Consider the following 15,319-nt stretch of genomic DNA (forward strand, 5'->3'; position numbering starts at 1 on the left):
GACAACGCGGCGCACTCCACGCGGGGTGTGCTTCCTTCGGGGGCTCACCTGCCGGTCTCCACGGTGTAGCTGGCCCTGCCGTCGACGGCCAGGGTGCGTGCGCGCCGCAGGTCGTCGTTGTAGTCGATCTCGTAGAGCTCGCCCGCCGAAGGATTGTTGACGTAGGCACGGGTCGTGTCGACCTGGATGACAGGAGCGGGCGTGCCCTTCGCGACTTCCGCGGGCAGCAGGTTCGTCTTCGCGATCTGTTCGCCGGATTCGGGATCGTAGGCGTACAGGACACCGTCGTCGGTCAGCGTCAGTAGCGGCGCGCCCTCACCCACCGCGTTCACCGCGATCGTGGGCCCGGTCCGCACCTCGTTCCAGGCCTTGCGCGACACATCCAGCAACCAGACGCCGTCGTCACCCGCCTTCGCCGCGAGCGTGGTGCTCAACGGCCGGTGAGTGAACTCCGTTGCGCGTTCCTCGTCGCCGACCGGGCGGGGATAACCGATCTTCTCGCCGTGGAAGGCCCCGTCCTCCCGCGTGACGAGCAACGCACCGTCCGCGCAGCCGAAGACCACTCCGCGCCGGGTCACTGCCGCGCCCCGCAGCGAGGGGCACGGCTCGTCGATGTTGGCGAAGGGCAGGCCGTCCCGGGTCCGGACCTCGACACCGCGTGCCAAGTGCTGACCGGCTTCGGCCACCGAGGTCAGGATGTGTTCCTTGTAGGGAACCGCCACGGCCTCGTGCGGATTGCCCGTGATCCGGTTCGTTTCCGCGATCGCGCCGTCGCCGAGCTGCGACTGGTCGAGCAGGGCCACGCTGCCGTCGGAGAACGAGAGGGCGGCCACCGCCGGATCGCTGTACGCGCCGGTGAGCTGCTTTCCTTGCACCGTCCCGACTTCGCGAGGTTCGGCTCGGTAGTAGTGCACGTGGTCTCCGTGATCCACCGTCCACGAGCCGCTGTCGGTGACGTGCACGAAATCTCCGACGGTGTCGAGGTAGCCGAACCTGCCGTCGCCCACGATTCCGTCCACGCCGTCGACCTGGCCGAGTTCGGTCACCTCCTCGGTTATCAGGTCGACGACCCGAAGCGCGCCGGTCGTGGCATCGGCGACGATCATGCGTGACTGTGCCTCCGCGGTCTCCTCGGCACCCTCGACGTAACCGTGCGGAGTCTCCGCCGGGGATTCGGGCTCGGTTTCGGGGTTGCCACCACAGCTCACCAGTAGCCAGCAGGACGCTGCGGCGGCCGTGAGTCGGACAGTGCTGTCTTTCGGGAATCTCATGTCGCGTACTCGATCTGCTCGGGTGTCTTCACGGGATCTCGGTGACCTTCGTCGTTGTCGGTGCTCGTCGCCCGGTTCGGGCGCCGAAGTCGTCGGCGGATCGCGGCCAGTAGCGCGGAGAGGAAGAAGGAGAGGACGGCGACCGCGGCGATGGTGGCGCCGGTCGCGGTGCCCCAGTGCCAGGAGAGGACGAGCCCGACCGCGGTCGAGGTGGCGCCGATCAGCGCGGCGCAGGACATGATCACGGGGATCCGACCGGCCCAGACCATCGCGGCCGCGGGCGGCGCGATGAGCAGACCGAACACAAGCAGGGTCCCGACGACGTGAAATGACGCGACGATCGCCAGTGTCACCAGCGCGAGCAGCACCGCGTTGGCGAGCTTCGGGCGCAGGCCGAGAGTGTGCGCCTTACGGGTGTCGAAGGTCAGCGCGAGGAAGGACCGGTAGCCCAGCAGTGAGACGACCGCGGCGATGGCGACGGCCACGGCGAGCGCGAGCAGATCCGCGTCGCGAACCGCGAGGACGTCGCCGAAGAGGAAGCCCGTCAGGTCGACCGCGAAGGACCTGGAGTGCGAGACGATGATCACGCCGACCGCGAGCATGCCGACGAAGAGCAGCCCGATGCCGGTGTCCCTGGACAGCCGTGGCGAACGACTCAGCAGCGTGACTCCGCAGGCCATGGCGCCGGCGCTGATCGCGGCCCCCAGCAGCAGATTGCCGCCGAGCAGTGATGCCAGCGCGATCCCCGGAAGCATGCCGTGTGCCATCGCGTCACCGAGGAAAGCCATGCCGCGCAACACGACCCAGGTGCCGACCAGCGCGCAGACAACGGACACGAGAACTCCGGCAACCAGGGCTCGCTGCACGAAGGACACCTCGAACGGGAGCAGCAGCCAGTCCATGATGGTTCACTCTACAGTGGCAATGACAATCATTATCAAGAAGGTGCGATGCGCAACATTACCCCCACAGCGGTGACGCTCAGTGATATCAGTGCGGGATACGGGCAGCGGGAAGTGCTGAGCGGGATCAGCGCCCGAGTGCCTCTCGGTCAGGTCAGCGTGGTGGTCGGCGCGAACGGTGCCGGAAAGTCCTCGCTGCTCAACGTGGTCGCCGGAGTGCTGCGCCCGACGAAGGGCACGGTGACGACGACCGGGTCATGCCGCCCGGCCTATGTCGTGCAACGAAGTCATGTTTCCGACGCACTTCCGGTCACCGTGCGGTCGGTGGTGGCGATGGGCAGGTGGGCGCACCGCGGGCCGTGGCGCAGGCTGCGCGGACACGACTGGGACGTGGTGGACAACTGCATGGAACGGCTGGGGATCGGCGCACTCGCCCGGCGGCAACTGGGTGCGCTTTCCGGTGGCCAGCGGCAACGCGTGCTGGTCGCGCAGGGGCTCGCGCAGGAGGCGGACGTGCTGATGCTCGACGAGCCGGCGGCCGGAATGGATCTCGACGCGCGAGCGCGCATCGATGACGCGCTCACCGTTGCTGCCCGCGGGGGAGTGACGGTACTACGCGTAACGCATGACCTCGAGGTCGCCCGGAAGGCCGACCACTGCCTGCTGCTGCGTGCCGGCAGGCTGATCGGCCAGGGCGCGCCGGGCGAGACCTTGACGGAGCGGGCGGTGCGAGAAGCGTGGGGCGTGCCGGAGTTGGGTTGAGCGGCCGCTCACTAGGGCTTGCGGGCTACTCCGCCGGTCATGAAGCGCGCGGCGACCGTGGTGGCGTCGGTGACGATTTCGTCGGGCCGCCACAGTGGAAGTGGCACGAGACCCGGGCTGAGTAGTTCGAGTCCGTCGAAGAAGCGCGTGAGTTCGGCGGGGGTGCGCACCCGGCCGGTGCCGAGTTGTGACAGCAGGACCCGTTCCAGCTCCTCGCTTTCGGGAGCATCGCTGAGGCGAGTGAAGTTGGTGATGAAGAAGAACGATCCCGCGGGAACGGCCTCCCGCAGGGTGTCGACGATGCCCTGCGGGTCCTCGTCGTCGAGGAGGTGGTGCAGGATGCCGCAGAGCATCACACACACCGGCTTGTCGAAGTCGATGAAGCCCTGAACGTCCGGGTGCTCCAGCACTTCCTGTGGTTTGCGGATATCGGCGGTGATCACCCGCGTGTTCGCGTTGTCCGCCAGCAGCGCCCTGCCGTGCGCGAGCACGATCGGATCGATGTCAACGTAGACGACACGCGCGTCCGAGTTGACGCCTTGGGCCGCCTCGTGGGTGTTCGCCGCGGTGGGAAGGCCGGATCCGAGGTCGAGAAACTGGGTCACGCCCGCGTCCCCGGCGAGATGGCGCACGACGCGATGCAAGATCGCACGGTTGTGCTGTGCGATCTCCTTGAGTTCCGGCATCACCGCGAGGCTCGCGTTCGCGACTTCCCGGTCGATCGCGTAGTTGTCCTTGCCATCGAGCATCACGTCGTAGACCCGTGCGGCAGTGGGTACGCCGTTGTCGAGCACCACGACCTCGGGATTCGCTTGCTCCGTGCCTTCAGCGGACATTGGCTGTTGATCTCCTCACGATAGCCGGGGACGCCGTCATGGTAGCGGCATCGGTACGTGCCGTCACCAAGGCTTGCGCGAATGATCGTCGTGCGCGTGCGCAGGTGCGGCTATCGGCTCGGTGGTCAGCGCAGGTGCTGGGCGTGCCAGTGCCGCCCGCGTTCGGGACGCCAGTGTCGCCCTCGCTTGGGGCGAACCGGAGGATGTGCTGCGGTGAAGTCCGGGTGGAGCTCCGCGAACTCGTCCGCGGTGATGCTCATCAGCACCACATACCTGATGCCGCCGCGCTGCAGTTCCGTGTCGCGAAGGCGACCCTCTTCACGGAAGCCGAGCGCACCGTGCAACGACAGCGAGGCGAGATTGCCGCCGTAGATGCTGACCTCACACTTGCGGTAGCGGCGCTGGCCGAACATGTGCGCGAGCAGGACGGTGATCGCGTCACCCGCGTAGCCACACCGCCTGTGCTGTGGCCCGATCCCGACGCCGTAACTGAACCGGTCGGAGAGCGGGTCGGCCTGAATCGTGCACATCGAGCCGACCAGCATCCGCCCGTGCAGCGTCTCGATCGCGAAATGGAGGTTGTCGCCGGAGTCGGCGGCACCCGCGCGGTGCGCGGCCCAGTGCCGGTATCCGCCTACCTGGGGGGAGCGGTTGCGGGCCGAGGCCCGGTCGAAGCCGATCAATGTCCGGTGGTCGCCCGGGGCGATCTCGCGCAGCCTCACCTTCCGGCCCATCCAGCCCGGCGGGTTCGTCGACACCTGGATACGGCGGCCCGCCGAGCCTGAGCGGGGCGGGAACATCATCATCGGCGACGACCATACCGCGCTCCTCCAGCGGCGCCGCACGGGTATGGGCCGCCGCGGTGGCCGCGCGGATCAGCCTGCCGTCACCGGCTCCGCTCGCGTTCCAACGCGCCGGTCTCCTCGGCGGGGTCGGGGGAGAGGAGACTGCCGGGCACCGCGCGGCCGGCAGCGCCGAGTGCGTTCGGCTTCTTCGGTACCGGTGCACCCTGATACTCCAGCGGCAGTGGGTGACCGTGCCCGTCGATCGGGCCGAGCGGCTGATGAATCTCGACGAACCCGCCCTGCGGCAGGCGTTTGATGATCCCGGTTTCCATTCCGTGTTCCAGGACCTCCCGGTCGGCGCGCTGCAGGCCGAGGCAGATCCGGTACGTGACGAAGTAGGCCAGCGGCGGCACGAGCAGGACACCGATACGACCGGCCCACACGGTGGCGTTCAGGGAAATGTCGAACTCCGCCGCGATGATGTCGTTGAAGCCGGAGGCCTCGACCACGGCGAAGAACGAGAGGGCCATCATCCCGAGGCTGGTGCGGACCGGGGCGTCCCTGGGGCGCTGCACCAGGTTGTGGTGTGCGGTGTCGCCGGCCAGCCTGCGCTCGATCCATGGATAGGTCAGCAGTACCGCGAAGAGGGCTGACATGCCGCAGGCTCCGGCGAAGAAAACCGCGGGAACGGTGTAGCCGCCCAGATAGAGTTCCCATGGCGGGAAGATGCGCAGCAGCCCGTCGGCCCACGCCAGATACCAGTCCGGCTGGGACCCGGCGGACACCTGCGAGGGGTTGTACGGCCCGATGTTCCACACGGCGTTGATCTGGAAGAGCCCCGCCAGCAGGGTGAGCACGCCGGTGACCAGCACGAAGAACGCGCCGGCCTTGAGCGCGAAGTACGGCATGATGCGCACGCCGACGACGTTGGTCTCCTTGCGGCGCACGCCGGGGAACTGGGTGTGCTTCTGGTACCACACCAACCCGAGGTGGACGGCGACCAACGCGATCATGATGGCGGGCACGACGAGGATGTGCAGCGCGTACAGCCGCGGGATGATTTCGGTGCCGGGGAACTCGGAGCCGAAGATGAGCCAGTGCAGCCAGGTGCCCGCAACCGGAACCGAGAGCACGATGCCGGACACGGTCGCCCGCAACCCCGTTCCGGAGAGCAGGTCGTCCGGCAGCGAGTAGCCGAAGAAGCCCTCGAACATACCCAGGATCAGCAGCAGTGCCCCAACGACCCAGGTCGCCTCACGCGGGCGGCGGAATGCTCCGGTGAAGAAGATCCGGAACATGTGCACCATCATCGCGGCCACGAAGACGAGTGCGCCCCAGTGGTGCAGCTGCCGGATCAGCAGTCCGCCGCGGACCTCGAAGGAGATCTCCAGGGTGCTTTCCAGCGCCCGCGACATCTCGATGCCCTGCAGGTTCGGGTACGGGCCGTTGTAGACGACCTCCTCCATCGAGGGGTCGAAGAACAACGTCAGGTACACGCCCGACAGGATCACGATGATGAAGCTGTAGAGCGCGATCTCACCGAGCAGGAACGACCAGTGGTTCGGGAACACCTTGTTCAGCTGATGCCGCAACCCGCGGGCCAGCGGATAGCGGCGGTCCAGTCCGGTGGCTGTCCCGCCTGTCGTCGTCCCGATTCGTCTCGTCCCCATGCGGGCTCACCCCTCTGCTCGTGTGCCTCAACCACCAGACGTCACAGCGGCCGGAAATGTGACAGCCGACGGCGACATGGAGACTTCGAGTGCACTCGACGCGCTGGGCCGGGCAGGAGTTCAGTCGGGCAGCAACGGCACCGAGGGGCCGTCGTCGTGGCCCAGCAGTGTGGCGCGGGTGATGGCCGAGGAGCCGAACCGGCTGCGCACGCCGTCGAGGGCGTTGTCCAAGTCGCCCGCATCCGTGCCGTCGAACGGCAGGGTGAGCTGAACGGCGTCGTTGTCCAGTTGGGACAGTGCCACGCCGATGAGGGTGAGGCCCTGCCGTTCGATCAGCGGCCTCGCCGCGGCCAGGAGACGCCGCGCCGTCTCGAGGACGGTCTCGGTGTGCGCGGTGGGCTCGCGCAGTGTGTGCGACCTGGTCGCGCGCGTGAAGTCGGCGAAGCGCAGCCGGAGCGTCACTGTCCGGCACTCGCGCCCGGCCCCGCGCAGTCTGCGGGTGAGGCGATCGACGAGTGCGGTGAGGATCGCGTCGAGTTCCTGCGGCGACCTCTGCTTCCTGCCCAGAGCGCGCTGTGCCCCCATGGACCGGCGCCGTTGTCCCACTCGCACCGGTCGCGGATCGTGGTTGTTGGCGAGTGCGTACAGGTGACGGCCGGTGCCCCTGCCGAGCAGCGAGACGAGTTCCGCCTCACCGAGCCGGGCCACCTGCCCGACGGTCCTGATCCCGCGTGTGTGCAGTTTGCCCGCGGTGACCTGGCCGACCCCCCACAGACGTTCCACCGGCAGTGGATGCAGAAACGCGAGTTCGCCGTCGTGTGGCACCACGAGCAGCCCGTCGGGTTTGGCGACGCCACTGGCCACCTTGGCGAGGAACTTGGTCCTGGCCACCCCGACGGTGATGGGCAGCCCGACCTGCTCGGCGACCTCCCTTCGCAGCCGGGCGGCGATCCGGGAGGGGGTGCCCGCGAGCCGGGCGAGGCCGCCGACGTCGAGGAATGCCTCGTCGATGGACAGGCCCTCGACCAGCGGCGTGGTCTGCGCGAACACCGCGAACACCGCCTTGCTCGCCGCCGAGTAGGCAGACATCCGGGGTGGCACCACCACCGCGCCGGGACACAGTCGTCTCGCCAGCCCGCCGCCCATCGCCGTCCGGACGCCGCAGGCCTTCGCCTCGTAGCTCGCCGCGAGTACGACGCCACCCCCGACGATCACCGGCCTGCCCCGAAGCCGAGGGTCGTCCCGCTGCTCGACCGACGCGTAGAACGCGTCGAGATCGGCATGCAGGATCGGTCCTTCGTTCGGCACGGACACAGAATGGCACCGACCACCGACAGGAGTGCTCCAGGTCACACCTGGAAGCGACTTTGGGACGCGCTGCGACACGTCATGGCACACGCGGCGGCGTGGGGCGTAGATCCGGGACTGGTCCGGCGCTCGTGGTGGTGCCCACCGTGGACCCGCTGGCCGACCACGGACGCCGCTACGCCGAACGGCTGCGCGAGTCCGGGACGCCTGCGCGGCTCCGCGAACATCACGGCGCCACACACGGTTTCCTCAGCACGCCGGGGGTGGTGCCGCAGGCCAGGGCCGCTCGGGCGGAGATCACCGGCTACCTCCGGGATCGCCTTGGCACGGCGGGCCAGGTCACGACATGTGTGGTGAGCAGCGATGACCGCCACTGACCTTGCCTCCGCGCCGGAACAGCGCAGGGCACGGCTGTTGCATGTCCGCGGGGCGGTCGTCCCGATGCCGATGAGGCCGAGGTGCGGGCGGCAGCGCCCATCGTGCTGCTGGACGAGGTGACCTCCGCGGTGGACCCGGTCAACGGGACAGCGGTCTGGAACATGTCCATGACGGCCGGATGAGCACCCCGGCCCGTTCGCTCCTCGTTACTGCCGCAGTGCGGCGTCCAGTTCCGCCAGCAACCGGGCTTTCGGCTTCGCGCCGACGAATGCCCGAATTGGCCGGCCATCGCGAAACAGCATCAGCGTGGGCAGTGACATGACCTTGAACCGGCGCATCGACTCCGGGTTCTCGTCAGTGTTGATCTTGCGGATCGCGAGTGTGCCCGCCCGCTCGTGAGCGATCTCCGCGAGCACGGGAGCGATCATGTGGCAGGGCGGGCACCACTGGGCCCAGAAGTCCACGAGGACCGCTCCGTCATGACCGAGCACCTCCCGGTCGAAGGTGCCGTCCGTGACCGTGGTGACCTCACCGGTCTGCTGTGTCTGGTGCATCGAAGCTCCTTGGTTTCGTTGATCGCGCTGGTGACCGGTCGGCGACGCTGCACGGTCCCGGCGGCCTTTCCAGGGCACCGGCCAGCTTGGTGAGCAGGTTCGTCCGCACCGAGTTGAGCCGGTCGATACAGGCGTTCACCTCGGCGAGTTTGCGTTGGTAGACCTCGATCGAATCGGCGCAGGAGTCGCCGCTCTCGTGGCCGGCGCGCAGGCATTCCACGAACGGACGGGTGTCGTCCAGGCTGAGTCCCACGGTTTGCAGGGTCAGGATCTCGGTGACGAGCCGCAGGTCGTCCTCTTCGTACTCCCGGTAGCCGTTCGTCGAGCGGCGGGCCCGGAGCAACCCCTGTGCCTCGTAGAAACGAAGTGCGCGCGTCGTCGTTCCGGCCCGTCTGGCGAGCTCACCGATTCGCATGTGCTCGAGCCTAGACGTTGACCTTTACGTCAAGGCAACAACGAATGCCGCGTTGCGCGGCCAGATGGCTGTATAACGGCCTATACGCCTCCACTGTGGAGGGTTCTGGTCATCGTGCGGCGCAGGCGTCCGCGCCATTGGTCTCGTAACGGGAAACCGCTCGGAGATGAGGAGATCACCACAGTCATCCGTCAACGGGCAAGGTGTCCAACTGGTCGCGTTCGAAGAAGTAGGAGCGCTCCACCTTCGCGACGTGGACCTCGTACGTTTCGTACCACTCCGCCCGCCCGCGGTTCCGGATCGGCGTGTGCTCTATGTGCCGCTTCCAGGCCGAGATCGACTCCTCGTCCTTCCAGTACGACACGGTTATGCCGAGTTCGGGACTGCTGCGGGCCGAGTCGTGGCCCAGGTAACCGGGCTGCTGTGCGGCGATCTCGTCCAGTCGTGCGGCGCTGTCCGAGTAGCCGTTGTCGCCGGGAGTGCGTCGGGACGTGAAGACCACCACGTAGTACGGCGGGTCCGGGTAGGTTCGCATACGGGCTGTATACAGGCGGCGAGATCAGCGAGCAACGGGATTGCCACCGGGGCCGCGGGAGGCGCCGGAATCGAGGTGTGCTCAACGTGCGAGGGCGGCCGGGTCCGCGGAAGTCAGGTCCTTGATGAGCGAAATGGACCTGCCCGCCAGGGTGGTGGCCACGATCCGGTTGATGACCGGCAGCCGTGCCATCCGCAGTACCGCACGTCTCAGCCACAACTGGGGTGTCGATGCGGGCAGGAACCAGCGGGCCGCTCCTCGGCCGGTCCGCTGCTTCTCCTCGGCCACCGGACGCCACACCTGTTCGTACTCCGCCAGCGCCTCGGGAATCGTCGGTGCCTTGGCGAGCCGGTCGGCCAGCACGAACGCGCCCGCGATGCCGAGCGAGGCGCCTTGGCCCGCGAGCAACGACACGGCGTACGCCGCGTCACCGACGAGTGCGACCCTTCCCTTGCTCCACTTCGGCAGGTGGATCTGGGCAACCTGGTCGTAGTAGATCTCGGCCGACGCCGGACGTTTCTCGATCGCCTCGGGCACCACCCAGCCCAACCCGCCGAAGGCATCACGCACAGCCGCACTGGCGTCCGCCGGCAGTTCGGGGTCCGGGTTGCGGTACACGGCAAAGGCGGCGACGGCGCCGTCACGCAGGGCGTAGAAGCCCATCTGCCTGTCGATCGAGTCGGTCATGCAGGCGCGGCCACGAACGGCCCCGTGGATTCCCGGGGAGTCGAAGGTGAAGGCCGCCGTGTGAAATCCGAGGTAGCGCAGGAACAATGACTCGGGTCCGAACACCAGCCCGCGGACGGTCGAGTGGATGCCGTCTGCGCCGACGAGCAGGTCGGCTTCCAGTTCGGCGCCGTCTTCGAGAGTGACCCGCACCCCGTCGCCGCGGTCCTCGACAGCGCTCGGACCGGTGCCGAACCGCAGGTCCACCTCCGCGGGCAGCCGTTCGCGCAGTACCTGCTCGAGGTCGGGACGCATGATGTTCAGCAGCGGCCCATCGGCGAACTGTCGTGGCCGTATGTCGGCCCGGTGCCGGCCACGCTCGTCGATCAGCGTCGCCTGGTCCAGGTGAAACGCGACGTTGTCGAGCGCGGGCAGCAACCCCATGGCTTCTGCGGCGTCGAAGCCGGGGCCGAAGAAGTCGATCATGTATCCTTGTTGCCGGGGACCGGTTGCCCGTTCCAGCAGTACGACGTCGCCACCCAGTTCCGCCACCCGGATCGCGAGGGTAAGGCCGGCGATTCCCGCTCCACAGATCACGATCCGCATGGTGTTCCTCCCGTTGCGCTTTCCGAATCTCGTTCGCGGGGCAGGGCGCTGTGTGTTCCGGTGCTACTGGACAAGCCTGCGCAGGACCGCCGAAACGTGCGCCGGATCCGGTCCCGTCTCCAGTCCTCGGTGCAGGAGCAGCCCGTCGAGCGCGGCAACCAGCACGGCCGCCGTTTCGTCCGGGGCGGACACTCCGCGGTCGCCAAGCCAGCGGCCGAAACGCGATCGGAACGCCTCGACCAGTCCGCGGACCTGTTCGCGGAGTTGGTCGTCCCGCGTCGCTGCCAGGTATGCCTCCACCGTAAGCAAGGAGACCGGGTCGGCTCCCGTGTAACGGTCCACCGAGGAGAGCATCGCGTCGACGGCCTCGGCAGGGGTTTCGGCGGACTCCAGGACACCGTCTACATAGGACAATATCTGTCGCATCAGTCCGACCACGGCTTCGTTCAGCAGGGCAGAAAGGGACGGGAAGTGATAGTGCACGACGCTGGGAGTCACTCCCGCACGCTCCGCCAGAATCCGCGTGCTGACCGCTGTCCATCCGCGTTCCGGTATGAGCTCCACCGCGGCCGCGAGCAGTCGTTGCCGCACCTCGCGTCCGCGCGCGGCTGCCGGAGAGTTCATCGTCCACCCTTGCCAGGTCACTCATCCTGTACGGTCGCCCTGTACGACTGCCCCAACCGTAGCGCGTGACGTCCGGAAGGCAAGGCGGGGCGGACGACCATCGTGTTGTGGTGGGACTGACGTTGCTCCAGGAAGCGAAACGCCTTGCTGATCCCTAGGGCGTGTGGATCAAGTCCGATCTGATCCAGATTGAATGATGAGCGGAGCGTTGCGAGTCTCAACGTCAGTGGCGGAGCGTAACCTCGGCCCGGTGGCAGTGAACAAGACACGACGACCCCGCGTCGTGATGATGTGCGGGCCAGGTGGTGCCGGCAAGACTACCTACGCCAAGGGCCTGGAGCGCGAGGGCTGGACGCGTTTGTCGTTCGAGGTGGAGTTCTGGGATCGCGGAATCACGACGATGCCCTCCGCCGAAGTGGTCGCCGAGGTGGCGACAGACCTGAAGGCGCGTTTGCTGCGCCATGTCGCGGCGGGGAACGATGTCGTGCTCGACTTCGGATTCTGGTTCCGGCGACAACGCGATGAGTTCCGCGCACTGCTCGCACCGCAGGGCATCCTGCCGGAAACTGTTTACATCGCGACGAGTCTTGAGACCATCCTGAGCCGGGTCGGTGACCGACACGGCAGGCGGGCGGACGATTGGCCGCTCACCGAGCAGACGGCGACGGAGTACTTCGAGCGGTTCGAGCCGCCGACGCCCGAGGAGGGGCCGCTCGAGGTGGTCCGCTAGGCCGCGTGAATCAAGTCGGTCTCGATCCAGATCAGCGTGGCGGCGAGGGTGATCGCGGCACGGTGGGCGCGGGCGGTTTTGTCTGAGCGCATCGTAATGCCTCACCATTGCTTGAGCTTGTTGATGCAACGCTCGACGACGTTGCGGCCCTTGTAGCGCTCTACCAAGTCCGCTGTCGGCAAACGGTCACTCTGGTTCGATGAGCGGTACAAGGCAAGCAGTTTCTCCCGCACGTCAAGCACTTTCCCGGGAAAGTGTCGTGAGTGGACCCGCACTTTCCCGGGAAAGTGCGGTTGGGGGTAGTTGGCGGTGGTGGTGATCTTGCTTGGTGGTACTTGCAGGCGTTCCATCCCTGAATCCGGCCTCGGGTTCAGTGGCTTTCGGCGGGGTCGGGGTACAGCTGAAGGAGTGCGTCCAGTTCGGCTGGATCGAGCACGATGTCCAGCTCGCGCAGGGTGGCAGCTAACTGCTCAGGTGGCACCCTGCTCTCCTCGGTTCGCCCGTCCGCGTATTCGGTGATCAGCCGGTTGCCGAGGAGTTTGCGGCTGATCCCGTCGTCGAGTCGCATGACGACGAGCTGACCGGTGAACGGTGAGCGTGGATGTGTGGCCACGTAGTGGTTGAACACCTCGTAGTCGATCTGGTGTTGCGGGGTGTCGTCGAAGGCGTGCAGCGCACTCCAGCCGTCCGCGGTCTGCTTCTCCAGGCGCCAGTACCTGCCGTCCCTCGTGAGCCGGTGTTTCCAGCCGCCCTGGTCCACCACTACGCCGTCCCGCAACTGCATGGGCCGCAGCACTCCTGCCCCGAACCCCACGTCTACGAGGTGGTCGGCCCCGTCGGCGCGAACCACCAGGTTGAGGTGCGTCTTCGGGCCTGGCTTGTCCGGATTCACCCGGGCAGCCAGCCGGGTCACCCGGTAGCCGAGGCGTTCGAGTGCTGCGGCGAACAACAGGCCGTGCTCGTAGCAGTAGCCGCCCCGGTCGCGCTGAACGAGTTTGGCGCTGATCGCCGTGAGCTCGAGTGTGGGACTCGTGCCGAGCAGCGGATCGATGTTCTCGAACGGAATGGTGCGCACGTGCGCCTCGTGCAGGGCCGTCAACGCGGCCGCGGACGGTTCGGAGCGGGACTGCCCGATGCGGTCGAGGTAGGCGTCGAGGTCGAGCTCGTCCACCCCCCACTCGTCGGATGCGGTTTCGGAATGCTGCGTCGTCGCGTTCATACAACCACTCTGGTACCTCAAGCATGGTAGAGGTCAAGAGTGCGTGTCAGCGGTACCGTGTCGCCTTCGTGCACAGGGCGACACAGACGAGACTGAGCGCGCTCACGCCGCCGAGGTAGATGCTGATCGGCACGCTCGACTGCCACGTCGCGTAGAGCCCCGCGGCGACCGTCGGTGCCAGACCGCCGCCGAGAATCGAGCCGAGCTGGTAGCCGAGGGACGCGCCGCTGTATCGGACATTGGCCGGGAACAGTTCGGCGAACAGTGCGGCCAGCGGACCGTAGGTGATGCCCATGCAGGCGGCGAGGGCAATCAGCGCGGCGAGGATCAGCGCCGGATTCCTGGTGTCGACGAGCGGGAAAAGCACGGTCGCGCAGACGATCTGGCCGAGGTAGCCGATCAGTAGTACCCGCTCCCTGCCATGGCGGTCGGAAAGTGCCGATGCCCACGGTATGACCAGCAGCCAGGTGAGTGCACCGATGAGCGTGCAGGTCAGGATCAGGCCGCGCGCGAGGCCCAGGGCCGTAGTGGCGTAGGACAGTAGATACGCCATGAAGATGTAGCCGAGGGTGTTGTTCCCGACGAACGCGCCAGCAGCGAGCAGCACCTGCTTCGGGCTTTTCGTGAGAACGGTGACGATCGGCAACCGCTCCTGCGACTCGTCCTGCCTCAGTCGCTCGAAATCAGGACTTTCGGTGATCCTGAACCGGATGACCAGGCCGATGATCACCATGACAGCGCTCGCGAGGAACGGCACCCGCCAGCCCCAGGCGAGGAATGCCGCGTCACTGAGCGATGTGGACACCGCGAGGAAGACGAGATTGGCGAGGATGAGTCCGCCGGGCACGCCCATCTGGGGGAAGCTGCCGTAGAAGCCCTTCTTGTGCCGTGGCGCGTGTTCGACCGCCATCAGTACGGCGCCACCCCATTCGCCGCCGACCCCGATGCCCTGGAGGAAGCGCAGGGCCACCAGCAGGACGGGGGCGAGCGCGCCGATCGTCTCGTAGGTGGGCAGCAGGCCGATCCCCGTGGTGGCGACCCCCATCGTCAGCAGGGAGACGACCAGCATCGACCTGCGGCCGACGCGATCTCCGAAATGCCCCATGACGATCCCGCCAATCGGCCGGGCGAGGAAGCCGACCGAGAACGTCGCGAAAGCGGCCATCGTGCCTGCGAGGGGGGAGAAGGACGGAAAGAAGAGCGGACCGAAAACGATGGCCGCGGCCATGCCGTAGATGAAGTAGTCGTACCACTCGACGGCGGTGCCGACGAAACTCGCCAGTGCGACCTGCAGTGGACGGACCTTCCGCTGACCCGTGGAGGAGACCGGGGTTCTCGTCATCGCTGACTCGCAGACTGCCGAGGCGCCATCGCCCATGTAGTGAAGACTTTGATTGAATGGCGGGCAGCGTAAGTGAGGTAGGGCACACCTGGCAAGGGGTGCGCCCGGCCTTGTAGGTCAGAAGCGCTTCTTGGGCTCGGCGTCGTCCGAGCCGTGCATGAGCTTCTCGAGCAGGCCGATGAGGATGGTCTGTTCCGGCTTGGAAAGGGCGCCTGTCCAGGCCTGTTCGCGCTCGTTGTGTGCCTGGAACGCGCCTGTGATCGCCTTGTGTCCGGCCTCGGTGAGATCGAGCTGCACGGCTCGCCGGTCATGCTCCGCCTGGTGCCGGGACACAAGCTCGTCACGTACGAGCGTATTGACCAGTGCCGAAACCGCCGCCCGGCTCATGCCGGAGAGTTCGGCCACCCGCTTCGACTCCAGTGGGCCCGCCAGCCAGAGCACGAACAGCACCCGGAAACCCGGCCAGCTCCAGCCGTGGGGCCGGTGCACCGCCGACTCGAGGTCGTAGACGAGCGAACTGGTGACCCGGTGCAGCGTCAGCACCAGTCGCATCGCCGTCGGATCGACGGACGGCAGTTCCCGTGTTGTCCTGGCGACCGCGTAATCCACGAACGACAGGTAGTCGAGCCCGTCGGGGCCTGCCGGCTGCGTGGTCATCGGCCCAGCGTATGCGCACCGGCACCGGATTCCTCGGTGCCCCTGGTCTGCGCGCGTGG

At 67.2% G+C, this 15,319-nt stretch carries 18 protein-coding genes; 3 read left to right on the top strand and 15 right to left on the bottom strand.

All coding sequences use genetic code 11. The features are described 5' to 3' along the window. Positions 1 to 44 precede the first annotated feature (44 nt). Positions 45 to 1,271, bottom strand: a complete 1,227-nt coding sequence (locus tag BM199_RS18005; protein ID WP_091674411.1) for a hypothetical protein — start codon at positions 1,269 to 1,271, stop codon at positions 45 to 47. After that, positions 1,268 to 2,173 carry a zinc ABC transporter permease AztB gene (gene aztB, locus BM199_RS18010; RefSeq protein ID WP_091674412.1) on the bottom strand — a complete coding sequence of 302 codons (906 nt, stop codon included), beginning with the start codon at positions 2,171 to 2,173 and terminating at the stop codon, positions 1,268 to 1,270. The genes BM199_RS18005 and aztB overlap by 4 nt, the downstream gene beginning before the upstream one ends. A 48-nt stretch (positions 2,174 to 2,221) precedes the next feature. Here aztB and aztA point away from each other — a divergent pair, with 48 nt between their 5' ends. Beyond that, positions 2,222 to 2,935 (top strand): zinc ABC transporter ATP-binding protein AztA, encoded by a 714-nt coding sequence (gene aztA, locus BM199_RS18015; RefSeq protein ID WP_091674413.1) that lies wholly within the window; start codon positions 2,222 to 2,224, stop codon positions 2,933 to 2,935. Between the two features lie 11 nt (positions 2,936 to 2,946). On the opposite strand, the gene BM199_RS18020 is transcribed toward aztA, so the two are convergent. From BM199_RS18020 to dinB, 4 genes are all read right to left on the bottom strand, one after another. Then, a complete protein-coding gene (locus BM199_RS18020; protein WP_091674414.1) occupies positions 2,947 to 3,771 on the bottom strand; it encodes an SAM-dependent methyltransferase in 825 nt (274 codons plus the stop codon). Positions 3,772 to 3,896: 125 nt separating this feature from the next. After that, complete coding sequence (locus BM199_RS18025; RefSeq protein ID WP_091674489.1) at positions 3,897 to 4,505, bottom strand: GNAT family N-acetyltransferase; 609 nt, start codon at positions 4,503 to 4,505, stop codon at positions 3,897 to 3,899. A 152-nt stretch (positions 4,506 to 4,657) separates the two neighbouring features. Continuing rightward, positions 4,658 to 6,226 carry a cytochrome bc1 complex cytochrome b subunit gene (qcrB, locus tag BM199_RS18030; RefSeq protein ID WP_091674415.1) on the bottom strand — a complete coding sequence of 523 codons (1,569 nt, stop codon included), beginning with the start codon at positions 6,224 to 6,226 and terminating at the stop codon, positions 4,658 to 4,660. A gap of 120 nt (positions 6,227 to 6,346) precedes the next feature. Beyond that, complete coding sequence (dinB, locus tag BM199_RS18035) at positions 6,347 to 7,534, bottom strand: DNA polymerase IV (protein WP_218160361.1); 1,188 nt, start codon at positions 7,532 to 7,534, stop codon at positions 6,347 to 6,349. Between the two features lie 98 nt (positions 7,535 to 7,632). Between dinB and BM199_RS18040 the strand changes: the two genes are divergently transcribed. Further along, entirely contained in the window at positions 7,633 to 7,911 is a 279-nt protein-coding gene (locus BM199_RS18040) for an alpha/beta hydrolase (protein ID WP_245788435.1), read from the top strand. 207 nt (positions 7,912 to 8,118) lie between these two features. Here BM199_RS18040 and trxA read toward each other — a convergent pair whose 3' ends face one another. From trxA to BM199_RS18065, 5 genes are all read right to left on the bottom strand, one after another. After that, positions 8,119 to 8,466 carry a thioredoxin gene (gene trxA / locus BM199_RS18045; protein ID WP_091674417.1) on the bottom strand — a complete coding sequence of 116 codons (348 nt, stop codon included), beginning with the start codon at positions 8,464 to 8,466 and terminating at the stop codon, positions 8,119 to 8,121. Further along, positions 8,441 to 8,881: a MerR family transcriptional regulator gene (locus BM199_RS18050; RefSeq protein ID WP_091674418.1), complete on the bottom strand. Its 441-nt coding sequence runs from the start codon at positions 8,879 to 8,881 to the stop codon at positions 8,441 to 8,443. The genes trxA and BM199_RS18050 overlap by 26 nt, the downstream gene beginning before the upstream one ends. 184 nt (positions 8,882 to 9,065) lie before the next feature. Beyond that, a complete protein-coding gene (locus tag BM199_RS18055; RefSeq protein ID WP_091674419.1) occupies positions 9,066 to 9,416 on the bottom strand; it encodes an antibiotic biosynthesis monooxygenase family protein in 351 nt (116 codons plus the stop codon). A gap of 81 nt (positions 9,417 to 9,497) precedes the next feature. Beyond that, a complete protein-coding gene (locus BM199_RS18060) occupies positions 9,498 to 10,688 on the bottom strand; it encodes an FAD-dependent monooxygenase (RefSeq protein ID WP_091674420.1) in 1,191 nt (396 codons plus the stop codon). A gap of 63 nt (positions 10,689 to 10,751) precedes the next feature. Beyond that, a complete protein-coding gene (locus BM199_RS18065; protein ID WP_177242673.1) occupies positions 10,752 to 11,312 on the bottom strand; it encodes a TetR/AcrR family transcriptional regulator in 561 nt (186 codons plus the stop codon). 250 nt (positions 11,313 to 11,562) lie between these two features. Here BM199_RS18065 and BM199_RS18070 point away from each other — a divergent pair, with 250 nt between their 5' ends. Then, entirely contained in the window at positions 11,563 to 12,042 is a 480-nt protein-coding gene (locus tag BM199_RS18070) for a P-loop nucleotide/nucleoside kinase family protein (protein WP_218160362.1), read from the top strand. Between the two features lie 101 nt (positions 12,043 to 12,143). On the opposite strand, the gene BM199_RS33330 is transcribed toward BM199_RS18070, so the two are convergent. The 4 genes from BM199_RS33330 to BM199_RS18085 all read right to left on the bottom strand — a co-directional run bounded on the left by BM199_RS33330 (position 12,144) and on the right by BM199_RS18085 (position 15,260). After that, positions 12,144 to 12,392: a hypothetical protein gene (locus BM199_RS33330; RefSeq protein WP_143101858.1), complete on the bottom strand. Its 249-nt coding sequence runs from the start codon at positions 12,390 to 12,392 to the stop codon at positions 12,144 to 12,146. Between the two features lie 20 nt (positions 12,393 to 12,412). Further along, positions 12,413 to 13,261, bottom strand: a complete 849-nt coding sequence (locus tag BM199_RS18075; protein WP_091674422.1) for an arylamine N-acetyltransferase family protein — start codon at positions 13,259 to 13,261, stop codon at positions 12,413 to 12,415. Positions 13,262 to 13,307: 46 nt separating this feature from the next. Next, complete coding sequence (locus tag BM199_RS18080; RefSeq protein WP_091674423.1) at positions 13,308 to 14,603, bottom strand: MFS transporter; 1,296 nt, start codon at positions 14,601 to 14,603, stop codon at positions 13,308 to 13,310. A 117-nt stretch (positions 14,604 to 14,720) separates the two neighbouring features. After that, the gene (locus BM199_RS18085) at positions 14,721 to 15,260 is read right to left on the bottom strand and encodes a MarR family winged helix-turn-helix transcriptional regulator (RefSeq protein WP_091674424.1); all 540 of its coding nucleotides are present in this window, start codon (positions 15,258 to 15,260) and stop codon (positions 14,721 to 14,723) included. Between the last annotated feature and the right edge of the window lie 59 nt (positions 15,261 to 15,319).

This window comes from Amycolatopsis marina (assembly GCF_900111885.1).
GTDB lineage: Bacteria > Actinomycetota > Actinomycetes > Mycobacteriales > Pseudonocardiaceae > Amycolatopsis > Amycolatopsis marina.

What these genes read in the sequence shown, in the direction of transcription:
- BM199_RS18005 (WP_091674411.1), bottom strand. Translation starts at nt 1,271, where the DNA reads ATGAGATTCCCGAAAGACAGCACTGTCCGACTCACGGCCGCCGCAGCG.
- aztB (WP_091674412.1), bottom strand. Translation starts at nt 2,173, where the DNA reads ATGGACTGGCTGCTGCTCCCGTTCGAGGTGTCCTTCGTGCAGCGAGCC.
- aztA (WP_091674413.1), top strand. Translation starts at nt 2,222, where the DNA reads ATGCGCAACATTACCCCCACAGCGGTGACGCTCAGTGATATCAGTGCG.
- BM199_RS18020 (WP_091674414.1), bottom strand. Translation starts at nt 3,771, where the DNA reads ATGTCCGCTGAAGGCACGGAGCAAGCGAATCCCGAGGTCGTGGTGCTC.
- BM199_RS18025 (WP_091674489.1), bottom strand. Translation starts at nt 4,505, where the DNA reads ATGGGCCGGAAGGTGAGGCTGCGCGAGATCGCCCCGGGCGACCACCGG.
- qcrB (WP_091674415.1), bottom strand. Translation starts at nt 6,226, where the DNA reads ATGGGGACGAGACGAATCGGGACGACGACAGGCGGGACAGCCACCGGA.
- trxA (WP_091674417.1), bottom strand. Translation starts at nt 8,466, where the DNA reads ATGCACCAGACACAGCAGACCGGTGAGGTCACCACGGTCACGGACGGC.
- BM199_RS18050 (WP_091674418.1), bottom strand. Translation starts at nt 8,881, where the DNA reads ATGCGAATCGGTGAGCTCGCCAGACGGGCCGGAACGACGACGCGCGCA.
- BM199_RS18055 (WP_091674419.1), bottom strand. Translation starts at nt 9,416, where the DNA reads ATGCGAACCTACCCGGACCCGCCGTACTACGTGGTGGTCTTCACGTCC.
- BM199_RS18060 (WP_091674420.1), bottom strand. Translation starts at nt 10,688, where the DNA reads ATGCGGATCGTGATCTGTGGAGCGGGAATCGCCGGCCTTACCCTCGCG.
- BM199_RS18065 (WP_177242673.1), bottom strand. Translation starts at nt 11,312, where the DNA reads ATGAACTCTCCGGCAGCCGCGCGCGGACGCGAGGTGCGGCAACGACTG.
- BM199_RS33330 (WP_143101858.1), bottom strand. Translation starts at nt 12,392, where the DNA reads ATGGAACGCCTGCAAGTACCACCAAGCAAGATCACCACCACCGCCAAC.
- BM199_RS18075 (WP_091674422.1), bottom strand. Translation starts at nt 13,261, where the DNA reads ATGAACGCGACGACGCAGCATTCCGAAACCGCATCCGACGAGTGGGGG.
- BM199_RS18080 (WP_091674423.1), bottom strand. Translation starts at nt 14,603, where the DNA reads ATGACGAGAACCCCGGTCTCCTCCACGGGTCAGCGGAAGGTCCGTCCA.
- BM199_RS18085 (WP_091674424.1), bottom strand. Translation starts at nt 15,260, where the DNA reads ATGACCACGCAGCCGGCAGGCCCCGACGGGCTCGACTACCTGTCGTTC.